Below are 19,360 nucleotides of genomic sequence, written 5' to 3'. Positions count from 1 at the left end.
CCGCACTTTGATCTGCGGTAATTGGCGTTAAAAACCCATTAGGCGGAAATTTCCGCCTAGATGGGCATAAAACAACTAAAAATTCCGTTAGGCATCAATTAAACGGTAAAGTGCGGTGTCTTTTCTGTCTAAATAATGCACCGATTGAATACGGCGAATGGTGCGTGAACGGCCGCGAATGAGCAAGGTTTCTGTGGTAGCGAGATTGCCACGGCGGTGAATACCTTTAAGTAAATCGCCATTAGTGATTCCTGTGGCGGAGAAAACAAGATTGTCATCACGCACTAAATCTTCTAATTTCAGCACTTGGTTCACTTCAATGCCCATTTCTTGGCAACGGCGAATTTCATCAGCGGCAATAGATTGATTTTCTGGCGAGCTGCCTTTAACTTGATGACGTGGAATTAAACGCGCCTGCATTTCGCCTCCTAAAGCACGAATCGCTGCGGCAGCCACCACTCCTTCAGGCGCACCGCCAATGCCATAGAGCATATCTGCGCCGCCATCAGGCAAACAACATAAAATTGATGCGGCCACATCGCCATCGGGAATGGCTAAGACTTTCACGCCTAGCTGCTGCATTTTTTTGATCACTTCCGCGTGGCGTGGTTTATCTAAGGTGATCACTGTTAATTGAGAAAGCAATTTCCCCATTTTTGATGCCACACGGCGCAAGTTTTGTTCCAAGGGTAAGTTTAGGTCAATCATTCCTTTGGCTTCAGGGCCAACCACCAATTTTTCCATATACATATCAGGCGCGCGTAAAAAGGTGTCTTTTCCCCCTGCAGCTAACACGGAAAGAGCATTCGGCTGCCCCATTGCGGTCATTCTTGTGCCTTCAATGGGATCAACGGCAATAGACACTTCTTCGCCAGCCCCTGTACCAATTTTTTCACCTATATAGAGCATTGGCGCTTCATCAATTTCGCCTTCACCAATCACCACTTCGCCACGCATTTCAATTTGATTTAACATCAATCGCATCGCTTGCACCGCCGCATCATCGGCAGCATTTTTATCTCCACGCCCCAACCAAGCAAAACCAGCAAGTGCCGCGGCTTCAGTAACTCGAGAAAATTCAATGGCTAATGCTCTATTCATTTTTTTGATCCTTTGGTTGTTTAAAAATCGGCGTATTCTATCACTTTCGCAAACGATTGCGTTATAAAAAGATAAAATTTTTTGCGAAATCAATAAACTCAGGTAGAATAAGCACACATCTATGTTCATTAACCATTTTTTAAAAGGAATCCACTATGTCGTTAGAAATTTTAGACCAACTTGAAGCAAAAATTAAACAAGCGGTTGAAACCATTGAATTACTTCAATTAGAAGTTGAAGAATTAAAAGAAAAAAATAGCCAAGCGCAACAACAAAATGAATCATTACGCAATGAGAATGAACAGCTTAAGAGCGAACATCAAAACTGGCAAGAACGTTTACGCTCTTTGTTAGGTCGTATTGATAACGTTTAATTTTCAGAATAAAAATAAAGGCTTAGGTGATTATCTAAGCCTTATTTTTTAGGAGTAAAAATGACTAAAAAAGTATGTTTAATAACTGGCAGTACTCTCGGCGGTGCAGAATATGTGGCTGAACATTTACAGCAAGTGCTAGAAACTCAGCAAATTTCCACCGCACTGTTGCACGGGCCTGATTTTGCTGAAGTGGCTGATGAAAATCTTTGGTTGATTGTCACTTCCACCCACGGTGCTGGCGAATTACCTGATAATCTTAAACCGTTGTTTGATGAAATTAGCGCACAAAAACCAGATTTATCCCATTTGCGATTTGCGGTGATCGGGTTAGGAAATTCCGATTATGATACCTTCTGCAATGCGGTGAACATTGTACAAGAATGTTTAACCCAACAAAGTGCGGTGCAAATTTGCGATCCTTTAAAAATTGATGTCCTTGCAGTGGACGATCAAGAACAGTATGCCGAAAATTGGATCCCAACTTTTTTATCTCATCTTTAATCTTCAGATCTGATGATCATCTCATCAGATCGCCATTCTCGCTTTTTATGATCCCTTACAAACTACCCTGTGGATAACTTAGTCAAAACCTGTCTAAATATTGTATTTATTCTGTAAATAAAAATAAAAAAAAACTTTATTGTGGATAACTTTCACTTTTACTCACAACATATACAGCTAGATCAATGGGTGATCTAAACAACCTAAAAAAGGATCTAACTCCTTTATTTTTAAACGAAAATTTGCCTTATACACAAGGATCAGCGATCCTAATAATTATCATAATAAGATCTTTATATATAAAAAGAGATCTTATATTAATAAGGCAAGGATCTTCTTTTTGATCCTTTGATCGAGCGAACAAAATTCACCGGATCTTCAATCTTCGATTTAAGCAACGATCAATTTGATGTAGAATACGCTGTTACTTTTATGAAGATCAAATTTATCACGCAATTAAGGTTATTATGTTTTATACAGAAAGTTATGATGTGATTGTGATTGGTGGTGGACACGCGGGCACAGAAGCGGCTCTTGCGCCAGCACGAATGGGATTAAAAACATTATTATTAACGCACAATGTGGATACATTAGGGCAAATGTCTTGCAACCCAGCCATTGGTGGCATTGGTAAAGGGCATTTAGTTAAAGAAATTGATGCTATGGGTGGTTTAATGGCTACTGCAGCGGATCAAGCAGGTATTCAGTTTCGTACTTTAAATAGCAGTAAAGGCCCTGCTGTACGCGCTACGCGTGCGCAAGCAGATCGCGTGTTATACCGCCAAGCGGTAAGGATCGCGTTAGAAAATCAACCGGATTTAGATATTTTCCAACAAGAAGTAACAGATATTTTGATCGAACAAGATCGCGTTGCGGGTGTAGAAACCAAAATGGGATTAAAGTTTAGATCTAAATCGGTGATCTTAACCACTGGGACATTTTTATCGGGTAAGATCCATATTGGTATGGAAAATTATGCAGGTGGGCGTGCTGGTGATCCTGCCTCAGTGAGTCTAGCTCATCGTCTGCGCGATCTGAATTTGCGCGTGGATCGTTTAAAAACAGGCACCCCACCGCGTATTGATGCAAGAACCATTAATTTTGATGTGCTAGCAAAACAACACGGCGATGCAAAATTACCGGTTTTTTCTTTTATGGGATCGGTGGATCAACACCCACGCCAAATTCCTTGCTATATCACCCATACCAACGAGCAAACCCACGAATTGATCCGTAATAATTTGGATCGTAGCCCGATGTATGCCGGTGTGATTGAAGGAATTGGGCCGCGTTATTGTCCTTCCATTGAAGATAAAGTAATGCGTTTTGCTGAACGTAATTCGCACCAAATTTATCTTGAGCCTGAAGGTTTAACGTCCAATGAAGTTTATCCAAACGGTATTTCTACGAGTTTGCCATTTGATGTGCAAATGGGCATTGTTAATTCAATGAAAGGATTGGAAAATGCACGCATTATCAAACCAGGTTATGCCATTGAGTATGATTATTTTGATCCCCGTGATTTAAAACCTACCTTAGAAACCAAAGCGATTAAAGGTTTATTCTTTGCAGGCCAAATTAACGGTACGACAGGTTATGAAGAAGCCGCAGCGCAAGGATTATTGGCAGGAATTAATGCCGGGCTTTATGTGCAAGACAAAGACAGTTGGTATCCGCATCGTGATCAAGCTTATATTGGCGTGTTGGTGGACGATCTTTGTACCTTAGGCACCAAAGAACCTTATCGTGTGTTTACCTCTCGAGCGGAATACCGTTTATTGCTGCGTGAAGATAATGCGGATATTCGTTTAACCCCAACAGCACATAAACTTGGCTTAATTGATGAAAAACGCTGGGCGCGTTTTAATCAAAAAATGGAAAATATTGAATTAGAGCGCCAGCGTTTGCGTAGCATTTGGTTGCATCCACGTTCTGAATATTTGGCTGAAGCTAATGAATTGCTAAATAGCCCATTAACTCGTGAGGCAAGTGGCGAAGATTTATTACGCCGTCCAGAAGTGAATTATCAATCTCTTACTCAATTAACCCCATTTGCGCCTGCAATTGAAGATAAAGAAGCAGCAGAACAAGTGGAAATTGCGATTAAATATCAAGGTTATATTGAGCATCAACAAGAAGAAATCGCACGCCAAAAACGTTATGAGAATACAGAAATTCCCGATAATTTTGATTATGATGCAGTATCTGGGTTATCTAATGAAGTGCGGTCGAAATTAATGCAACATCGCCCAACCTCAATTGGGCAAGCGAGCCGTATTTCTGGCGTAACACCTGCGGCCATTTCCATTTTATTGGTGAATCTGAAAAAACAAGGTATGTTAAAGCGTGGTGAATAATGGCTAACATCGAACAACTCAAAGAAAAATTAAATTTTCTATTAAAAAGCACCGCACTTTCTGTGAGCGATCAGCAAAAAGATCAGCTCGTTAAGCTTGTGGTGTTGTTGGATAAATGGAACAAGGCTTACAACCTCACTTCTGTGCGTGATCCGCAAGAAATGCTAGTGAAACATATTATGGATAGCCTTGTTGTCAGCCCTTACTTACAAGGTGATCGTTTCATTGATGTGGGAACAGGGCCAGGCTTACCTGGCTTGCCTTTAGCCATTATTAATCCAGATAAAACCTTTGTGTTGTTAGATAGTTTAGGTAAACGCATTAGCTTTATCCGTAATGCCTTGCGTGAGCTTGGCATTACCAACGTGATTCCAGTATTAAGTCGAGTTGAAGATTATCAGCCTGAAGTGTTATTTGATGGTGTATTAAGTCGCGCTTTTGCGTCATTAAAAGATATGACCGACTGGTGCCAGCACTTGGTTGATGAAAATGGCATCTTTTATGCCCTAAAAGGACAATATCATCAAGACGAAGTGGAACAATTATCAGCCGATTTTGTGATAAAAAATGTGATTAACTTAACAGTTCCAGAATTAATTGGCGAAAGAAACCTTGTTTTGTTAAATAAAGGTTAAAATTTTTTGAGAATTTAACAAAAATATAATAAAATGAATGCTTTCTAGCAGGTTTTATAAGTTGAATACTGACAAAACTGGCGTATAATAAATTTCACTCTTTCGAGTTAGTATTTTAAAAGTGGCAAATGTCAGCAGTTATTAAGAAAACAAAAAAGAAATATCAGCTTGCATTGAGTATCGAGTTACTCATTTTTATTGCTATTTTCTTGGTTTTATTGGCTGTACAGCCTTCAAATGCGGTGTCGTTTTTGCTTGGAACATTCGCCATTTTTGTTCCCTATTGTGTGTTCGTTTTTTTGATGTTTTTTAAAACAGCGAAAAACACACATCAGCTAACGACCTTTTATCGTGGTGGTGCGATAAAGTTTATATGTACGATCATTCTTATTGTGGTAGCGTTTAAATTTTTTCCCACAATTAATTATGTCGTCTTTTTTATAGGTTATTTTTTAGCATTGCTGTTAAATAACCTGTTACCTGTAATGGTAACTAAAATGTTTAGAATTTAGTTTAAATTTCAAGGGATTAACTATGTCTGACCTTACAACCGCAGGGTATATTCAACACCATTTAGAATTTCTTAAAACAGGGGATTCTTTCTGGCACGTTCACTTAGATACGCTTTTCTTTTCAGCGGTATCTGCCATTATTTTCCTTTTCGTGTTCTATAAAGTGGGTAAAAAAGCCACTTCTGGCGTACCAGGCAAATTGCAATGCTTTGTAGAAATGATCGTAGAATGGGTTGATGGTGTGGTAAAAGAAAATTTCCACGGGCCACGCAATGTTATTGCACCATTAGGGCTAACCATTTTCTGCTGGGTGTTCATTATGAATGCCATCGATTTAATCCCTGTGGATTTCTTACCACAAGTGGCAAATCTATTCGGCGTTCATTATTTAAGAGCGGTTCCAACGGCAGATATTAGCGCAACCCTTGGTATGGCTATTTGTGTATTCTTCCTCATTATTTTCTATACCATCAAATCTAAAGGATTGAGTGGTTTTGTTAAAGAATATACGCTCCACCCTTTCAATCACTGGGCTTTCATTCCAGTAAACTTAATTCTTGAATCTGTAACCTTGCTTGCTAAACCTATTTCATTAGGTTTCCGTTTGTTCGGGAATATGTACGCAGGTGAGCTTATCTTTATTTTGATTGCCGTAATGTATAGTGCCAATATGGCGATTGCTTCACTCGGCATTCCATTACATCTTGCGTGGGCGATTTTCCATATTTTGGTTATCACCTTGCAAGCGTTTATCTTTATGATGCTAACGATTGTTTATTTAAGTATCGCTTACAACAAAGCGGAACATTAAACACAGATTATTTAACGATTTTTATTAACTAACCCAGCCAATTAGGCTGACTTTCTTAAATCTAACGGAGAAAACTATGGAAACTGTAATTACAGCTACGATTATTGGTGCATCAATCCTACTTGCTTTCGCAGCATTAGGTACAGCAATTGGCTTTGCGATTTTAGGCGGCAAATTCTTAGAATCTTCTGCGCGTCAGCCTGAATTAGCAAGTAGCTTGCAAACTAAAATGTTTATCGTTGCTGGTCTTTTAGATGCTATCGCAATGATTGCAGTAGGTATTTCGTTACTTTTCATTTTCGCAAACCCATTCATCGGATTATTACAATAATTGTCAGCGTTGTTTGTACAACCAAGCTTTACCCTAAACGGGTAACATTGATGACATTATTGAGGAGGGCGTTGTGAACTTAAATGCAACATTAATTGGTCAGCTTATTGCATTCGCACTATTTGTGTGGTTTTGTATGAAATATGTTTGGCCACCAATTATTAAAGCAATTGAAGAGCGTCAAAGCTCAATTGCTAATGCTTTAGCTGCAGCAGAAGTCGCACGAAAAGAGCAAGCAGAAACCAAAACATTGGTGGAGCAAGAAATTAATCAAGCGAAACTTCAAGCACAAGAAATTGTGGATTTAGCGAATAAACGTCGCAACGAAATCCTAGAAGAAGTGAAAGCTGAAGCGGAAGCATTAAAAGCAAGAATTATTGAACAAGGCCACGCTGAGATTGAAACAGAGCGTAAACGTGTTCAAGAAGAATTACGAGCGAAAGTAGCCTCTTTAGCGGTTGCAGGTGCTGAGAAAATTGTGGGTCGCACGGTTGATGAAGCGGCAAACAATGACATTATTGAAAAATTAGTTGCAGAACTATAAGAAGGTTGGGCTTATGTCAGAATTAACTACCATAGCTCGCCCTTATGCAAAAGCAGCATTTGATTTTTCTATCGAGCAACAAGCACAAAACAAAAGTGCGGTGGAAAAATGGGCAGAAATGCTAAATTTTGCTTCTCAAGTTGTTGAAAATAAAGAGATGCAAGGTTTCCTAACAGGTGATTTATCTGCCAGCAAAGTTGCTGATACGGTGATTTCAATTTGTGGCGACCAACTTGATCAATATGGGCAAAATTTGATTCGGTTAATGGCTGAAAATAAGCGTTTAACTGTACTTCCAGCGGTATTTGCATTGTTCCAACATTATGTGAGTGAACACCAAGCGATTGCAGATGTGGAAGTCATCTCAGCTCAACCATTAAGTGCAGAGCAACAAGCTAAAATTGCAGCCGCAATGGAAAAGAAACTTGCTCGTAAAGTTAAATTAAATTGCAGCGTAGATAATGCACTGATTGCTGGTGTTATTATTCGTACAGATGATTTTGTCATTGACGGAAGTAGCCGTGGGCAACTGGCTCGTCTTGCAAATGAGTTGCAATTATAAGAGGAATAAAAGATGCAACTAAATTCGACTGAAATTAGTGAATTAATTAAAAAACGCATTGCCGAATTTAACGTGGTGAGCGAACCACGCAACACAGGAACCATTGTTTCTGTGAGCGATGGGGTTATTCGTATCCACGGTTTAAGTGATGTAATGCAAGGGGAAATGATTGCATTACCCGACAATCGTTATGCAATGGCACTGAACCTAGAGCGTGATTCGGTAGGTGCGGTTGTAATGGGGCCTTATACTGATCTTTCTGAAGGTATGGAAGTTCAATGTACAGGACGTATTCTTGAAGTGCCAGTAGGCCGTGGTTTATTAGGTCGTGTGGTGAATACCCTTGGTCAGCCAATTGATGGTAAAGGCGAAATTGAAAACGATGGTTATGCGCCTGTTGAAGTTATCGCACCAGGGGTTATCGATCGTAAATCTGTTGATCAGCCTGTTCAAACTGGTTATAAAGCGGTGGACTCAATGGTGCCAATCGGTCGTGGTCAACGTGAGTTAATTATCGGTGACCGTCAAACAGGTAAAACCGCATTAGCTATCGATGCCATCATCAACCAAAAAGATTCTGGCATTAAATGTATCTATGTAGCGATCGGTCAAAAAGCATCAACTATTGCTAACGTAGTGCGTAAATTAGAAGAACACGGCGCATTACAAAATACTATCGTGGTTGTGGCATCTGCATCAGAATCTGCTGCGTTACAATATTTAGCGCCTTATGCAGGTTGTACAATGGGTGAATATTTCCGTGATCGCGGTGAAGATGCACTCATCGTTTATGATGATTTATCTAAACAAGCGGTTGCTTATCGTCAAATTTCATTGTTATTACGCCGTCCACCAGGTCGTGAAGCTTTCCCTGGTGATGTATTCTATTTACACTCTCGCTTACTTGAGCGTGCTTCTCGTGTTAATGCAGAATATGTTGAACGTTTCACACAAGGCAAAGTAACAGGTAAAACAGGTTCTTTAACTGCATTACCAATTATTGAAACCCAAGCAGGTGACGTATCGGCTTTCGTACCAACCAACGTAATTTCCATTACCGATGGTCAGATTTTCTTAGAATCTAACCTATTTAACTCAGGTATTCGTCCTGCGGTAAACCCAGGTATTTCGGTATCTCGTGTGGGTGGTGCAGCACAAACTAAAGTCATCAAAAAATTAGCGGGTGGTATTCGTACCGCACTTGCGCAATATCGTGAATTAGCAGCATTCGCACAATTTGCTTCAGATCTTGATGATGCAACACGCAAACAACTTTCTCACGGTCAGAAAGTAACAGAATTATTGAAACAAAAACAATATTCTCCGTTAAGCGTTGCACAGCAAGCCTTAGTATTATTTGCGGTTGAGTTTGGTTATTTAGAAGATGTTGAATTAGATCGTATCGCTTCTTTTGAATCTGCCCTTTTAGAATATGCAGCACATAACTATGCTGATTTTATGGACGGATTAACCAAAACTGGCGATTACAATGATGAAATCAAAGCAACATTGCAAGCGATTTTAGACAATTTCAAAGCAAACAGTGCTTGGTAATTCACATTAACGGAGAACATCAATGGCAGGTGCAAAAGAGATAAGAACCAAAATTTCCAGTGTTCAAAGTACACAAAAAATTACTAAGGCAATGGAAATGGTTGCAGCATCGAAAATGCGTAAAACGCAGGATCGTATGTCATCTTCACGCCCGTATGCTCAAGCCATACGCCGCGTGATTAGCCACGTGTCAAAAGCCAGTATTGGTTATAAACATCCGTTTTTAGTGGAACGAGAAGTGAAAAAAGTAGGTATCCTACTTGTTTCAACAGATCGTGGATTATGTGGCGGTTTAAATATCAACTTATTTAAGACCGCACTTCAAGAAATCAAAGGTTGGAAAGAAAAACAAGTGGAAGTTTCACTGGGTTTAATCGGTGCAAAAGGTATCGGGTTTTTCCAATCTCTTGGCTTGAATATTGCCACACAAAATTCAGGAATGGGCGATACGCCTTCTGTTGAAGAATTAATTGGTACGGCAAATGAAATGTTTGATGCTTATAGAGAAGGCAAATTAGATGCGATCTACATTGCTTACAATAAGTTCATCAACACAATGTCGCAAAAACCTACTTTAGAAAAACTTGTTCCTTTACCTGAATTAGACAATGATGATTTAGGTGAAAGCGCACAATCTTGGGACTATATCTACGAACCTGATCCAAAAGTGTTGTTAGATAGTTTATTGGTTCGTTATTTAGAATCTCAAGTGTATCAAGCGGTAGTTGAAAATTTGGCTTCTGAGCAAGCGGCACGAATGGTGGCGATGAAAGCGGCAACTGATAATGCAGGAAACTTAATTAAAGACTTGCAATTAGTTTACAACAAAGCTCGCCAAACAAGTATTACAAATGAATTAAATGAAATTGTTGCTGGTGCAGCGGCAATTTAAGTAAAGAGGATCGATAATGGCAACTGGAAAAATTGTACAAATCATCGGTGCGGTTATTGACGTTGAATTTCCACAAGATGCAGTACCAAAAGTATATGATGCCTTAAACGTTGAAACAGGCTTAGTGCTAGAAGTTCAACAACAATTAGGCGGTGGAATCGTACGTTGTATCGCAATGGGTTCATCAGATGGTTTAAAACGTGGTTTATCCGTGTCTAACACTGGCAAACCAATTTCCGTTCCAGTGGGAACAAAAACCCTAGGACGTATTATGAACGTACTGGGTGAACCAATTGACGAACAAGGCCCAATTGGTGCAGAAGAAACTTGGTCAATTCACCGACCAGCACCAAGCTATGAAGATCAAGCAAACAGCACAGAATTGCTTGAAACAGGGATCAAAGTTATCGACTTAATCTGCCCATTTGCAAAAGGGGGTAAAGTTGGTTTATTCGGTGGTGCGGGTGTAGGTAAAACCGTAAATATGATGGAATTAATCCGTAATATTGCGATCGAACACTCAGGTTATTCCGTATTTGCAGGGGTAGGTGAACGTACCCGTGAAGGTAACGACTTCTACCACGAAATGACCGAATCTAACGTATTAGATAAAGTATCCCTCGTTTACGGACAAATGAACGAGCCACCAGGTAACCGTCTGCGTGTTGCATTAACCGGTTTAACTATGGCAGAAAAATTCCGTGATGAAGGCCGTGATGTATTATTCTTCGTAGATAATATTTATCGTTACACCCTAGCAGGGACAGAAGTATCTGCATTATTAGGTCGTATGCCATCTGCGGTAGGTTACCAACCAACCCTTGCAGAAGAAATGGGGGCATTACAAGAGCGTATCACCTCCACCAAAACAGGTTCTATCACCTCCGTACAAGCGGTTTATGTACCAGCTGATGACTTAACTGACCCATCGCCAGCAACCACCTTTGCGCACTTAGACTCAACGGTTGTATTAAGCCGTCAAATTGCATCATTAGGTATTTATCCAGCGGTAGATCCCCTTGATTCAACTTCTCGCCAATTAGACCCATTAGTGGTTGGCCAAGAGCATTATGATGTAGCGCGTGGCGTACAAGGTATCTTACAACGCTACAAAGAATTGAAAGACATCATCGCGATTCTTGGTATGGATGAGCTTTCTGAAGAAGATAAACTTGTGGTAGCGCGTGCGCGTAAAATCGAACGTTTCTTATCACAACCGTTCTTCGTTGCAGAAGTGTTCACTGGCTCACCGGGTAAATATGTTTCATTAAAAGAAACTATTCGCGGTTTCAAAGGTATTTTAGAAGGTGAATATGACCATATCCCAGAACAAGCGTTCTATATGGTTGGTTCTATTGATGAAGTGCTAGAAAAAGCCAAAAATATGTAATCACTTCAAGCCTGATTAAACACTTGAAGGAGAATCACAATGGCAACATTAAATTTAACGGTTGTAAGTGCAGAAGAAAGCATTTTTACTGGTCAAGTAAAAAGCATTCAAGCCACAGGGATTGAAGGGGAGCTTGGTATCTTACCGGGCCACACCCCCTTATTAACGGCAATCAAACCGGGTATCGTCAAATTGACCTTAGAAAATGGCAATGAAGAAGTTATCTACGTTTCAGGTGGCTTTTTAGAAGTTCAACCCAATGTCGTTACCGTCCTAGCGGATGTCGCAATCCGTGGTAAAGAGCTTGATGGTGATCGCATTTTAGAAGCGAAACGCCAGGCAGAACAAAATATCGTAGCCAACGTCAAAGACGCCAACTACGAAATGCTCGCCGCGAAACTCTCTAAAGAGCTTGCTAAACTACGCGCTTACGAACTGACAGAAAAATTAGTCAAAAACAAACGCTAATTTTACCGCACTTTTTTACTGCATTTAAAAACCACCCTTCGGGTGGTTTTTCTTTTCCTGGTCAAAATTCACCTAAAAATATTTTGTGAAACATCTCTCAAAACAAAAATTTTGATGTTTGTATATATTGGAATATATGTTCTAATTTTGTTGGATTTGAAACAAAAGGGGGACGTATGAATAGCCATATACAGCAACGTTATGTTTTTGCAAAAGATCTCATTAAGAATGTGGGGGAAATAGCACTCTCATTTTACTTAAATAGAGACAAACTTAATATTCAGCATAAAAAGGGAGAAGCACAAGATTTAGTAAGCATCGCTGATCAAAATGTTGAAAAAGAGATTAAAACTGCATTAAAAGCCCACTTTCCTGATGATGGCTTCTTAGGTGAAGAATCAGGTGCCGATGGGCTTGATAAGGACTTTTGCTGGGTGGTTGATCCCATTGATGGCACAAGTCCTTTTTTATATGGCCTACAGGCTTGGTGTATTTCTATTGCCGTGCTTTACAAACAGGAAATTGTTATTGGGCTGATTTACGATCCATTGCATAAAGAGCTTTTTCATACGATTAAAGGTGAAGGTGCGTTTGTTAATAAAGCTCCTTTATCTGCATCAAAAGCGACTTCTTTGCAAGAGGGATTAGTTGGATTGGGAATGTCTCATCGTGTTCCACCAAGTACATTTGTGCCAGTTATTGATCAAGTATTAAAAGAAGGGGGAATGTTTGTCCGTAATGGTTCAGGGGCATTAACCTTGGCTTATGTCGCGGCAGGCAGATTAATTGGATATTTTGAACCGCATATCAATGCGTGGGATTGCCTTGCCGGTATTTTATTAGTTCAAGAGGCTGGTGGACAAACCAATGACTTTTTAGCAAATGATGGATTATTAAAAGGAAATTATATTCTTGCTAGCAGTCAAGGCATATTTAATCAGCTTGAAGCTATTCGATCCTTAACTTTATAGGAGGAAAATACAATGTCTATTTTAAATTTTTTCAAAGCAAGCCCAGCTATTCCACTTAAAGATTACACCGAGGCAATGTTTAAAAGCACAAGAATGAAAAGTTTTTGGGCATTCTCTTTTGCTTACGCTATTTATTATGTTTGTCGTTTATCTTTTAATGTCGCTAAGCCTGCCTTAGTCAATAATAATATTTTGACGCCAACAGAACTTGGGGTGATAGGCTCCGCTATTTTTATTACCTATGCGGTTGGTAAATTTGTTAATAGTGCAGTGGCAGATCACTCAAATATTGTACGTTACCTTTCGGTAGGATTATTTTTCTCCGCATTATGTAATTTTGCCATGGGAATGACGACTAGTGCTATTTTTCTTACTATCATTTGGGGATTTAACGGTTGGGTACAATCAATGGGTGTAGGTCCTTGTGTAGTAGCACTTTCACGTTGGTATGATGATAAAGAACGAGGTTCTTACTATGGATTTTGGTCAGTTGCTCATAATGTAGGTGAAGGGATAACCTTTATTGTTACCGCAGCGATTATTACCACATTTGGCTGGCGATTTGGTTTTAGCTTTGCGGGAATAATGGGATTACTCGGTGTTCTTGTTGCGATGATGTTTATGAAGGACTCCCCTGCCGCTTGTGGATTTAAGCCGATTATTACAATGAATAAACAAACAGAGGAACTCGACAACAAAGAGGTTTTAAAACATCAATGGGATGTGATTAAAAACCCAGCTATTTGGGTGCTTGCAGTAGCTTCTTGTTGTATGTACATTGGACGTTATGGCGTAAATAGTTGGGGCGTATTTTTCCTTGAAAATGGAAAAGGCTATACTACACTGGAAGCTGCCTCTATCATTAGCGTAAACAGTATTGTTGGGATTTTAGGGACAATTATTTCAGGTTGGTTGTCAGATCGTTTCTTACAAGGAAAACGTAATATTATGACGGTTGTGGTAAGCCTACTAAATGCCCTTTCTCTCGCCGCATTTTTATTTGCTCCAGCAGGGAATACTTGGTTTGCGATTATTGCACTTTCTGTATTCGGTATCACCTTAGGTATTCAACTTTGTTTCTTGGGCGGTTTATTAGCCACCGATATTTCTCATAAATCTGCTTCAGGCATTGCATTAGGAATGATGGGCGTATTTGGTTATGCCGGTGCAGCAGCGGGGGAATTCTTAACTGGCTTTATGATTGATAAAACCACCGTGATTGATACTGCAGGTAATAAAATTTATGATTTTGATTCCCTTGCTTATTTCTGGGTAGGTGCTGATTTACTCTCCGTTGTTGCCGCAATTATTTTCTCAATTTTAGTTGTATATCAAACTAGAAAATCAAAAGATGTAGCTTAGCTTTTAAATAAAAAGTGCGGTAAAAAATCTCGAAATTTTCCACCGCACTTATATTTTAATGAATTACTTCACTTCAGCCAAAATTCTGGTGAGTAATTGCCAGTAGGTTTGTACGGCGGGGATATGCACTTTTTCATCAGGGGAATGAGCATTGATAATAGTTGGGCCGATAGAAACTACGTCTAAATTAGGGTAGATTTTTTTCAGCAAGCCACATTCTAACCCTGCGTGAATCACTTTTATTTCAGGTTGATGGCCTAAAATCTCCGCGTAAATTTGGCTGGTTAAGGCTAAGATTTTGCTGTCTGGGTGCGGTTCCCAACCTGGGTAATTGCCAGCGAAATTGACGCTTGCGCCACAAAGTGCGGTCAAAGATTTCAACATTTCTTGCACATAATATTTGCCGCTTTCAATCAGTGAACGAATTAAAATTGTGGCGTTCACTTGATTGTCTGAGGTTTTTAGCACACCTAAACTGAGTGAGGTTTCCACTACATTTTCTACCGCATCACTGTAACGAATTACGCCGTTTGGTAAGACATTAAATAGGTTAATGATGTTATTTTGTGAATGGCTATCAAAAATATGTGCTGGTTTTTCAACAGGTTGTAAGAACAAGCTCAGATTGGGTTCGGCAATGGCTAATTCGGTTTTTAATAAAACTTCAAAATTTTCCACCGCACTTTGTAATGGAGCGAGATCGCCATCAAAGCATAGGGTTACAAAGGCTTCACGCGGAATGGCATTGCGTACTGAGCCGCCCTTAATTTGGCTAATGGCGAAATCAATTTGTGGGTGATCTTGTTTGAGATGAGCAAGAAAACGAACTAGCGCTTTCACAGCATTGACGCGTCCTGTGTGAATATCTACGCCAGAATGCCCGCCACGCAAGCCTTTTAATACTAGCTCGTAACTATGCGCATAAGGGTTGGCAATTTTTTGCACAGGAACACTGAGATCAGCATTCACACCACCCGCACAGCCAATATAAATTTCGCCGTTTTCTTCGGTATCCGTGTTGATCATAATTTGGCTTTTCAACCAGTTTGGACACAAACCAATCGCCCCTTCCATTCCTTGCTCTTCGGTCATTGTGAGCAAGACTTCTAACTCTGGGTGAGCAAGGGTTTCCTCTTCTAATGCGGCAAGGGCAGAAGCAAGGCCAATCCCGTTATCCGCCCCTAGGGTTGTGCCTTTGGCGGTGACCCATTCGCCTTCGATATAAGGTTGAATAGGGTCTTTTTGGAAATCGTGTTGGGTGTCTTCATTGGCTTGTGGCACCATATCAAGATGAGCTTGCAGCACCACGGTAGGACGATTTTCCATACCTGCGCTTGCAGGCTTGCGAATTAAAATATTGCCGACTTCATCGCGCTCGACAAAAAATTGTTTTTCTTTTGCCCAGTTTACGATGAAGTTAGCCAGTGCTTCTTCGTGATAAGAAGGGTGAGGAATGGCGCAGATTTGATCGAACCATTTCCACAACAAGGTAGGTTGAAGTTGTTGGATTTCAGACATCGTTTTTTCCTCAAATGAAAAAAATTCATCAAAATAATAGCATAAAAATTGGTTTCAAGTTATCCTAACACAATTTTATTTATTGGGCGGTTTCCGCTCTCTTTCTTAAGTTAAGGTGAGTTATGAGTGAAAAATATGTTGTGACTTGGGATATGTTCCATATGCACGCACGCAAATTATCTGAACGTTTATTGCCAGCATCACAATGGAAAGGCATTATTGCAGTGAGCCGTGGGGGATTGTTTCCTGCTGCGGTATTGGCGCGTGAATTGAGCATTCGCCACGTTGAAACCGTGTGTATCGCAAGCTACGATCATAATCAGCAAGGCGAATTAAATGTTTTACACGCTGCGCAAGTGCCTAACGGCGGCGAAGGCTTTATCGTGGTTGATGATTTAGTAGATACTGGCAACACGGCGCGAGCCATTCGTGAACTTTATCCAAATGCCCGTTTTGTAACGGTTTTCGCAAAACCAGCTGGGGCGGATTTAGTGGACGATTATGTGATCGATATTCCACAAAACACTTGGATTGAACAGCCTTGGGATATGGGTATCACTTTCGTCCCACCATTGGCGAGAAAATAATTTGTGATAAACGCTGGGCTTGCCAGCGTTTTTTATAGAAGTAAAAAGATGAGCGCGTTTAATCATTATCTGGAAATGCAAGAGCATTTTCTTTATGTGCCTTATTACCATCATCACCGCCGTGTGCGCGTGTTGTTGCCAAAAGATTATCACAACGAACCTTGGCAGCATTACCCTGTGCTTTATATGCACGATGGGCAAAATGTGTTTTATAGCAAAGAATCCTATTCGGGCCATTCGTGGAAAATTATTCCTACCATTAAGCATTATCAACATTTGCCGAAACTCATTATTGTCGGCATTGATAATGCAGGGGCAGAACGGCTGAACGAATATGCCCCTTGGCGGACGGATGTGGGTAACCACGATGACGTGCGCAATGTGGGCGGACGTGGTGCGGAATATGCACAATGGGTGGTTAATGAGGTTAAAACATTTATCGATAAAACCTACCGCACTTTGCCAAATGCAGAAAATACCTTGCTTGCAGGTAGCTCAATGGGCGGCATTATCACCGCTTATATGGGGGCGGCGTATCCGCACATTTTTGGCCATTTGGGCGTGTTTTCCCTTGCTTCTTGGTTTAGTGAACCTGCGTTTATGCACTTTATTCATCACCACCCTTTACAGCCACAAAGCCGTGTATTTATCCAAGTTGGTACAAATGAAGGCGATGAAATGGATTCACAATTTATTTCTAATATGAACCAAGCTTACATTGATTGCACCCTGCGTTATTATCAGGCTTTGCTACGCACAGGGCATCCTCTCGATCATATCCGCTTACGCATTATGGCAAATGAAATCCACCACGAAATGCACTGGGCAGATCATTTTGTCGAGTTTTTGCATTTTGCGTTGTTGAGTAAATAGCTGTAACAAGTGAAAAGGCGGAATATCAATCCGCCTTTTTCTATTTTAATAACTCTTGCTCTTCCAATTTCCCTAAGAAATAAGGCATTTGTACGCGCCACCAAGGCCAGTCGTGATCCACATCTGTTCCCCAGAAGTCAAACCAAGCGGGAATATCTTTGGCTTGGAAGGCTTGTTGTAAGCGTGCGGTGTCGGCGATGTGTTGTTCTTCCCAAGCGCCTTGCCCAACGGCGATTATGTAATGGTTTTGGCGGTAGCGCTCTAAAAACCACGGATCGTTTTGATTCCATAAATAATCAATGGGGGAATTAAAATAGACTTCCGCGTTGCCGTGAAATTCTCCTGTGAAGAAACGCGCATCATACACGCCACTTAAGGCGATGGCGGTATCAAAAAGATCAGGGTGGCGTAAGGCGAAATTTATGGTGTGGAATGCGCCCATACTACAACCTGTGGCGATCATTGCACCTTGCCATTTGGATTCGTGGCGAATTAATGGCACTAATTCATTGATAATATAGCGATCATAAGCATTGTGTGCCTGCGCCATATCTTGCCCTGATTTGTGATCCGCGAGCCAAGATTCCTTATCAAAAGAATCAGGGGTGTAAAATTTGAGTAAACCGCGTTCAATGAAAGAACGGCAGGCGTCAATCATTCCAAAATTGCCATATTCGTTTTCATTTCCCCCTGATGAAGGAAAAACAATCACAGGTTTGCCGCTGTGGCCATAGACATTAAAAGGCATTTCGCGGCCAAGTTCTCCGCTCCAATGATGACGGCGTTCAAAAAACATTTTTCCTCCTAGTGTTTTTGATGAGCAAATTGAATAATTTCACGCATTTGTTCAAGGCTTGGCGTGCGTGCCAATATTCCTTCTTCCCCCATAATTTTGGCAAACACACCCGGCACTTTCTGCACGCTAATAATATTGTGCGGGAATTTTTCCCAGATTTGAGCGATGGAATGAGCGTAACGCTGATTGGCTTTGCGGGAAATATAAACCACATTCCAAGGGTGCGTGATTTGTGAGGTGAATTGATTGTCTTTGACGATATGTGCATATTCATTAAACACATCAAAGTCATTGGCATAATTCCACATATCAATAGTTAATCCACCGGGTGGGCGGCAATTCACTTCTAATGGTAATAGTTCGTTGGTTTTCTTTACGCGGAAAAACTCGAAATGAAAGAACCGCTCTTTCACATTAAAGGCATTGACGCATTGCTTGCCCAATTCCACTAATTTTGGCGAGATTTCACGGGGAACGTAATAGAACATATCGCCGTCTTTTTCTACGGTATCCAGCACCGCTTCGGAATATTCAAGGCTGGAATAAAACACGATATTGCCATCGCGATCGGTCAAACCGTCAAAGGTAACAATATCGCCGTCAATAAATTCTTCCATAATATATTCCACGTTGGGATTTTTATGGCTGAAGAAGTTTTCCAATTCTTGCGCATTTTTAATCTTATAAGTATCGCTCGCGCCCACGCCAGAATTGGGTTTGATAATCACGGGATAATGTAATTCGTGCGCTAATTTTCTGGCATCTTCATCGCTTTCAAATACACGTCCTTTCGCCACTTTTAAGCCTGTTTGGCGAAAAATTTCTTTCATTTTTGATTTGGTTTTAATGGATTTCATATCGTCATTTTTATAACCAAATACATTGAAATCCGTGCGAAGTTTCGCATCTAGCTCAAGCCAATATTCATTGTGTGATTCAATGCGATCAATACGCCCATATTTATGCACAAAATAGCCCAGCGCACGATAAACCTGATCGTAATCTTCCATATTATCCACACGATAATACTCCGTCAGCGCATTGCGCAGATTTTCACTTAGTTGATCATAAGGCGTATCGGCAATACCTAAGGTGTTGAAACCATTTTCCCGCAAACGCACGGCAAAGGTTTCAAAATTGGTTGGGAAATGGGGTGAAATCATCACAAAGTTTAATGGTCTTGACATAGACTATCCCTCAATCTAAAAAATAACGAAA

21 protein-coding genes are annotated in these 19,360 nt (G+C 40.5%); 17 read left to right on the top strand and 4 right to left on the bottom strand.

Annotation, left to right across the window (positions count from 1 at the left end; translation table 11 throughout):
- Window positions 1–87 precede the first annotated feature (87 nt).
- Window positions 88–1,101, bottom strand: a complete 1,014-nt coding sequence (gene glpX, locus ELZ61_RS01810) for a class II fructose-bisphosphatase (RefSeq protein ID WP_103855677.1) — start codon at window positions 1,099–1,101, stop codon at window positions 88–90.
- 155 nt (window positions 1,102–1,256) lie between these two features.
- Between glpX and ELZ61_RS01805 the strand changes: the two genes are divergently transcribed.
- From ELZ61_RS01805 to ELZ61_RS01735, 15 genes are all read left to right on the top strand, one after another.
- Complete coding sequence (locus ELZ61_RS01805; RefSeq protein WP_103854316.1) at window positions 1,257–1,475, top strand: cell division protein ZapB; 219 nt, start codon at window positions 1,257–1,259, stop codon at window positions 1,473–1,475.
- Between the two features lie 60 nt (window positions 1,476–1,535).
- Window positions 1,536–1,979, top strand: coding sequence for an FMN-binding protein MioC (mioC, locus tag ELZ61_RS01800; RefSeq protein WP_103855676.1), 444 nt, complete (start codon window positions 1,536–1,538; stop codon window positions 1,977–1,979).
- A gap of 467 nt (window positions 1,980–2,446) precedes the next feature.
- Window positions 2,447–4,336: a tRNA uridine-5-carboxymethylaminomethyl(34) synthesis enzyme MnmG gene (mnmG, locus tag ELZ61_RS01795; protein WP_126371025.1), complete on the top strand. Its 1,890-nt coding sequence runs from the start codon at window positions 2,447–2,449 to the stop codon at window positions 4,334–4,336.
- On the top strand, window positions 4,336–4,971 hold the full coding sequence (rsmG, locus tag ELZ61_RS01790) for a 16S rRNA (guanine(527)-N(7))-methyltransferase RsmG (protein WP_126371023.1): 636 nt from the start codon (window positions 4,336–4,338) through the stop codon (window positions 4,969–4,971). Before mnmG ends, rsmG begins: the two co-directional genes overlap by 1 nt.
- Before the next feature lie 128 nt (window positions 4,972–5,099).
- Window positions 5,100–5,483 (top strand): ATP synthase subunit I, encoded by a 384-nt coding sequence (locus ELZ61_RS01785; protein WP_126371021.1) that lies wholly within the window; start codon window positions 5,100–5,102, stop codon window positions 5,481–5,483.
- A gap of 22 nt (window positions 5,484–5,505) precedes the next feature.
- Window positions 5,506–6,294 (top strand): F0F1 ATP synthase subunit A, encoded by a 789-nt coding sequence (atpB, locus tag ELZ61_RS01780; RefSeq protein ID WP_103855672.1) that lies wholly within the window; start codon window positions 5,506–5,508, stop codon window positions 6,292–6,294.
- Window positions 6,295–6,370: 76 nt separating this feature from the next.
- A complete protein-coding gene (gene atpE, locus ELZ61_RS01775) occupies window positions 6,371–6,625 on the top strand; it encodes a F0F1 ATP synthase subunit C (RefSeq protein ID WP_005539567.1) in 255 nt (84 codons plus the stop codon).
- Window positions 6,626–6,698: 73 nt separating this feature from the next.
- Window positions 6,699–7,169 carry a F0F1 ATP synthase subunit B gene (gene atpF / locus ELZ61_RS01770; protein WP_017806727.1) on the top strand — a complete coding sequence of 157 codons (471 nt, stop codon included), beginning with the start codon at window positions 6,699–6,701 and terminating at the stop codon, window positions 7,167–7,169.
- A gap of 13 nt (window positions 7,170–7,182) precedes the next feature.
- Window positions 7,183–7,731 carry a F0F1 ATP synthase subunit delta gene (gene atpH / locus ELZ61_RS01765; protein ID WP_126371019.1) on the top strand — a complete coding sequence of 183 codons (549 nt, stop codon included), beginning with the start codon at window positions 7,183–7,185 and terminating at the stop codon, window positions 7,729–7,731.
- A gap of 12 nt (window positions 7,732–7,743) precedes the next feature.
- On the top strand, window positions 7,744–9,285 hold the full coding sequence (atpA, locus tag ELZ61_RS01760) for a F0F1 ATP synthase subunit alpha (protein WP_035688894.1): 1,542 nt from the start codon (window positions 7,744–7,746) through the stop codon (window positions 9,283–9,285).
- A 22-nt stretch (window positions 9,286–9,307) separates the two neighbouring features.
- Window positions 9,308–10,177, top strand: coding sequence for a F0F1 ATP synthase subunit gamma (gene atpG / locus ELZ61_RS01755; protein WP_035688897.1), 870 nt, complete (start codon window positions 9,308–9,310; stop codon window positions 10,175–10,177).
- Window positions 10,178–10,193: 16 nt separating this feature from the next.
- Window positions 10,194–11,567, top strand: coding sequence for a F0F1 ATP synthase subunit beta (atpD, locus tag ELZ61_RS01750; RefSeq protein WP_103855669.1), 1,374 nt, complete (start codon window positions 10,194–10,196; stop codon window positions 11,565–11,567).
- A 39-nt stretch (window positions 11,568–11,606) separates the two neighbouring features.
- Window positions 11,607–12,035: a F0F1 ATP synthase subunit epsilon gene (locus ELZ61_RS01745; protein ID WP_126371017.1), complete on the top strand. Its 429-nt coding sequence runs from the start codon at window positions 11,607–11,609 to the stop codon at window positions 12,033–12,035.
- A 176-nt stretch (window positions 12,036–12,211) separates the two neighbouring features.
- Entirely contained in the window at window positions 12,212–13,006 is a 795-nt protein-coding gene (locus tag ELZ61_RS01740) for an inositol monophosphatase family protein (protein WP_126371014.1), read from the top strand.
- A gap of 12 nt (window positions 13,007–13,018) precedes the next feature.
- Window positions 13,019–14,368 carry an MFS transporter gene (locus ELZ61_RS01735; protein ID WP_126371012.1) on the top strand — a complete coding sequence of 450 codons (1,350 nt, stop codon included), beginning with the start codon at window positions 13,019–13,021 and terminating at the stop codon, window positions 14,366–14,368.
- Between the two features lie 63 nt (window positions 14,369–14,431).
- Here ELZ61_RS01735 and ELZ61_RS01730 read toward each other — a convergent pair whose 3' ends face one another.
- On the bottom strand, window positions 14,432–15,886 hold the full coding sequence (locus tag ELZ61_RS01730; protein WP_126371010.1) for an aminoacyl-histidine dipeptidase: 1,455 nt from the start codon (window positions 15,884–15,886) through the stop codon (window positions 14,432–14,434).
- 122 nt (window positions 15,887–16,008) lie between these two features.
- Between ELZ61_RS01730 and gpt the strand changes: the two genes are divergently transcribed.
- Together gpt and ELZ61_RS01720 are read left to right on the top strand one after the other, a co-directional pair.
- Window positions 16,009–16,473 carry a xanthine phosphoribosyltransferase gene (gene gpt, locus ELZ61_RS01725; RefSeq protein WP_115248727.1) on the top strand — a complete coding sequence of 155 codons (465 nt, stop codon included), beginning with the start codon at window positions 16,009–16,011 and terminating at the stop codon, window positions 16,471–16,473.
- Between the two features lie 48 nt (window positions 16,474–16,521).
- Window positions 16,522–17,346, top strand: coding sequence for an alpha/beta hydrolase (locus ELZ61_RS01720; RefSeq protein WP_126371008.1), 825 nt, complete (start codon window positions 16,522–16,524; stop codon window positions 17,344–17,346).
- A gap of 40 nt (window positions 17,347–17,386) precedes the next feature.
- On the opposite strand, the gene ELZ61_RS01715 is transcribed toward ELZ61_RS01720, so the two are convergent.
- Window positions 17,387–18,142: an esterase family protein gene (locus ELZ61_RS01715; protein ID WP_126371006.1), complete on the bottom strand. Its 756-nt coding sequence runs from the start codon at window positions 18,140–18,142 to the stop codon at window positions 17,387–17,389.
- An 8-nt stretch (window positions 18,143–18,150) separates the two neighbouring features.
- The gene (locus tag ELZ61_RS01710; protein WP_126371004.1) at window positions 18,151–19,329 is read right to left on the bottom strand and encodes an ATP-grasp domain-containing protein; all 1,179 of its coding nucleotides are present in this window, start codon (window positions 19,327–19,329) and stop codon (window positions 18,151–18,153) included.
- Window positions 19,330–19,360: the final 31 nt, after the last annotated feature.

This window comes from Avibacterium volantium (genome assembly GCF_900635775.1).
Taxonomy (GTDB): domain Bacteria; phylum Pseudomonadota; class Gammaproteobacteria; order Enterobacterales; family Pasteurellaceae; genus Avibacterium; species Avibacterium volantium.
Note: the sequence above shows the minus strand (reverse complement) of the source record. Positions and strands in the feature narration are given on the sequence as shown.

What these genes read in the sequence shown, in the direction of transcription:
- glpX (WP_103855677.1), bottom strand. Translation starts at nt 1,101, where the DNA reads ATGAATAGAGCATTAGCCATTGAATTTTCTCGAGTTACTGAAGCCGCG.
- ELZ61_RS01805 (WP_103854316.1), top strand. Translation starts at nt 1,257, where the DNA reads ATGTCGTTAGAAATTTTAGACCAACTTGAAGCAAAAATTAAACAAGCG.
- mioC (WP_103855676.1), top strand. Translation starts at nt 1,536, where the DNA reads ATGACTAAAAAAGTATGTTTAATAACTGGCAGTACTCTCGGCGGTGCA.
- mnmG (WP_126371025.1), top strand. Translation starts at nt 2,447, where the DNA reads ATGTTTTATACAGAAAGTTATGATGTGATTGTGATTGGTGGTGGACAC.
- rsmG (WP_126371023.1), top strand. Translation starts at nt 4,336, where the DNA reads ATGGCTAACATCGAACAACTCAAAGAAAAATTAAATTTTCTATTAAAA.
- ELZ61_RS01785 (WP_126371021.1), top strand. Translation starts at nt 5,100, where the DNA reads ATGTCAGCAGTTATTAAGAAAACAAAAAAGAAATATCAGCTTGCATTG.
- atpB (WP_103855672.1), top strand. Translation starts at nt 5,506, where the DNA reads ATGTCTGACCTTACAACCGCAGGGTATATTCAACACCATTTAGAATTT.
- atpE (WP_005539567.1), top strand. Translation starts at nt 6,371, where the DNA reads ATGGAAACTGTAATTACAGCTACGATTATTGGTGCATCAATCCTACTT.
- atpH (WP_126371019.1), top strand. Translation starts at nt 7,183, where the DNA reads ATGTCAGAATTAACTACCATAGCTCGCCCTTATGCAAAAGCAGCATTT.
- atpA (WP_035688894.1), top strand. Translation starts at nt 7,744, where the DNA reads ATGCAACTAAATTCGACTGAAATTAGTGAATTAATTAAAAAACGCATT.
- atpG (WP_035688897.1), top strand. Translation starts at nt 9,308, where the DNA reads ATGGCAGGTGCAAAAGAGATAAGAACCAAAATTTCCAGTGTTCAAAGT.
- atpD (WP_103855669.1), top strand. Translation starts at nt 10,194, where the DNA reads ATGGCAACTGGAAAAATTGTACAAATCATCGGTGCGGTTATTGACGTT.
- ELZ61_RS01745 (WP_126371017.1), top strand. Translation starts at nt 11,607, where the DNA reads ATGGCAACATTAAATTTAACGGTTGTAAGTGCAGAAGAAAGCATTTTT.
- ELZ61_RS01740 (WP_126371014.1), top strand. Translation starts at nt 12,212, where the DNA reads ATGAATAGCCATATACAGCAACGTTATGTTTTTGCAAAAGATCTCATT.
- ELZ61_RS01735 (WP_126371012.1), top strand. Translation starts at nt 13,019, where the DNA reads ATGTCTATTTTAAATTTTTTCAAAGCAAGCCCAGCTATTCCACTTAAA.
- ELZ61_RS01730 (WP_126371010.1), bottom strand. Translation starts at nt 15,886, where the DNA reads ATGTCTGAAATCCAACAACTTCAACCTACCTTGTTGTGGAAATGGTTC.
- gpt (WP_115248727.1), top strand. Translation starts at nt 16,009, where the DNA reads ATGAGTGAAAAATATGTTGTGACTTGGGATATGTTCCATATGCACGCA.
- ELZ61_RS01720 (WP_126371008.1), top strand. Translation starts at nt 16,522, where the DNA reads ATGAGCGCGTTTAATCATTATCTGGAAATGCAAGAGCATTTTCTTTAT.
- ELZ61_RS01715 (WP_126371006.1), bottom strand. Translation starts at nt 18,142, where the DNA reads ATGTTTTTTGAACGCCGTCATCATTGGAGCGGAGAACTTGGCCGCGAA.
- ELZ61_RS01710 (WP_126371004.1), bottom strand. Translation starts at nt 19,329, where the DNA reads ATGTCAAGACCATTAAACTTTGTGATGATTTCACCCCATTTCCCAACC.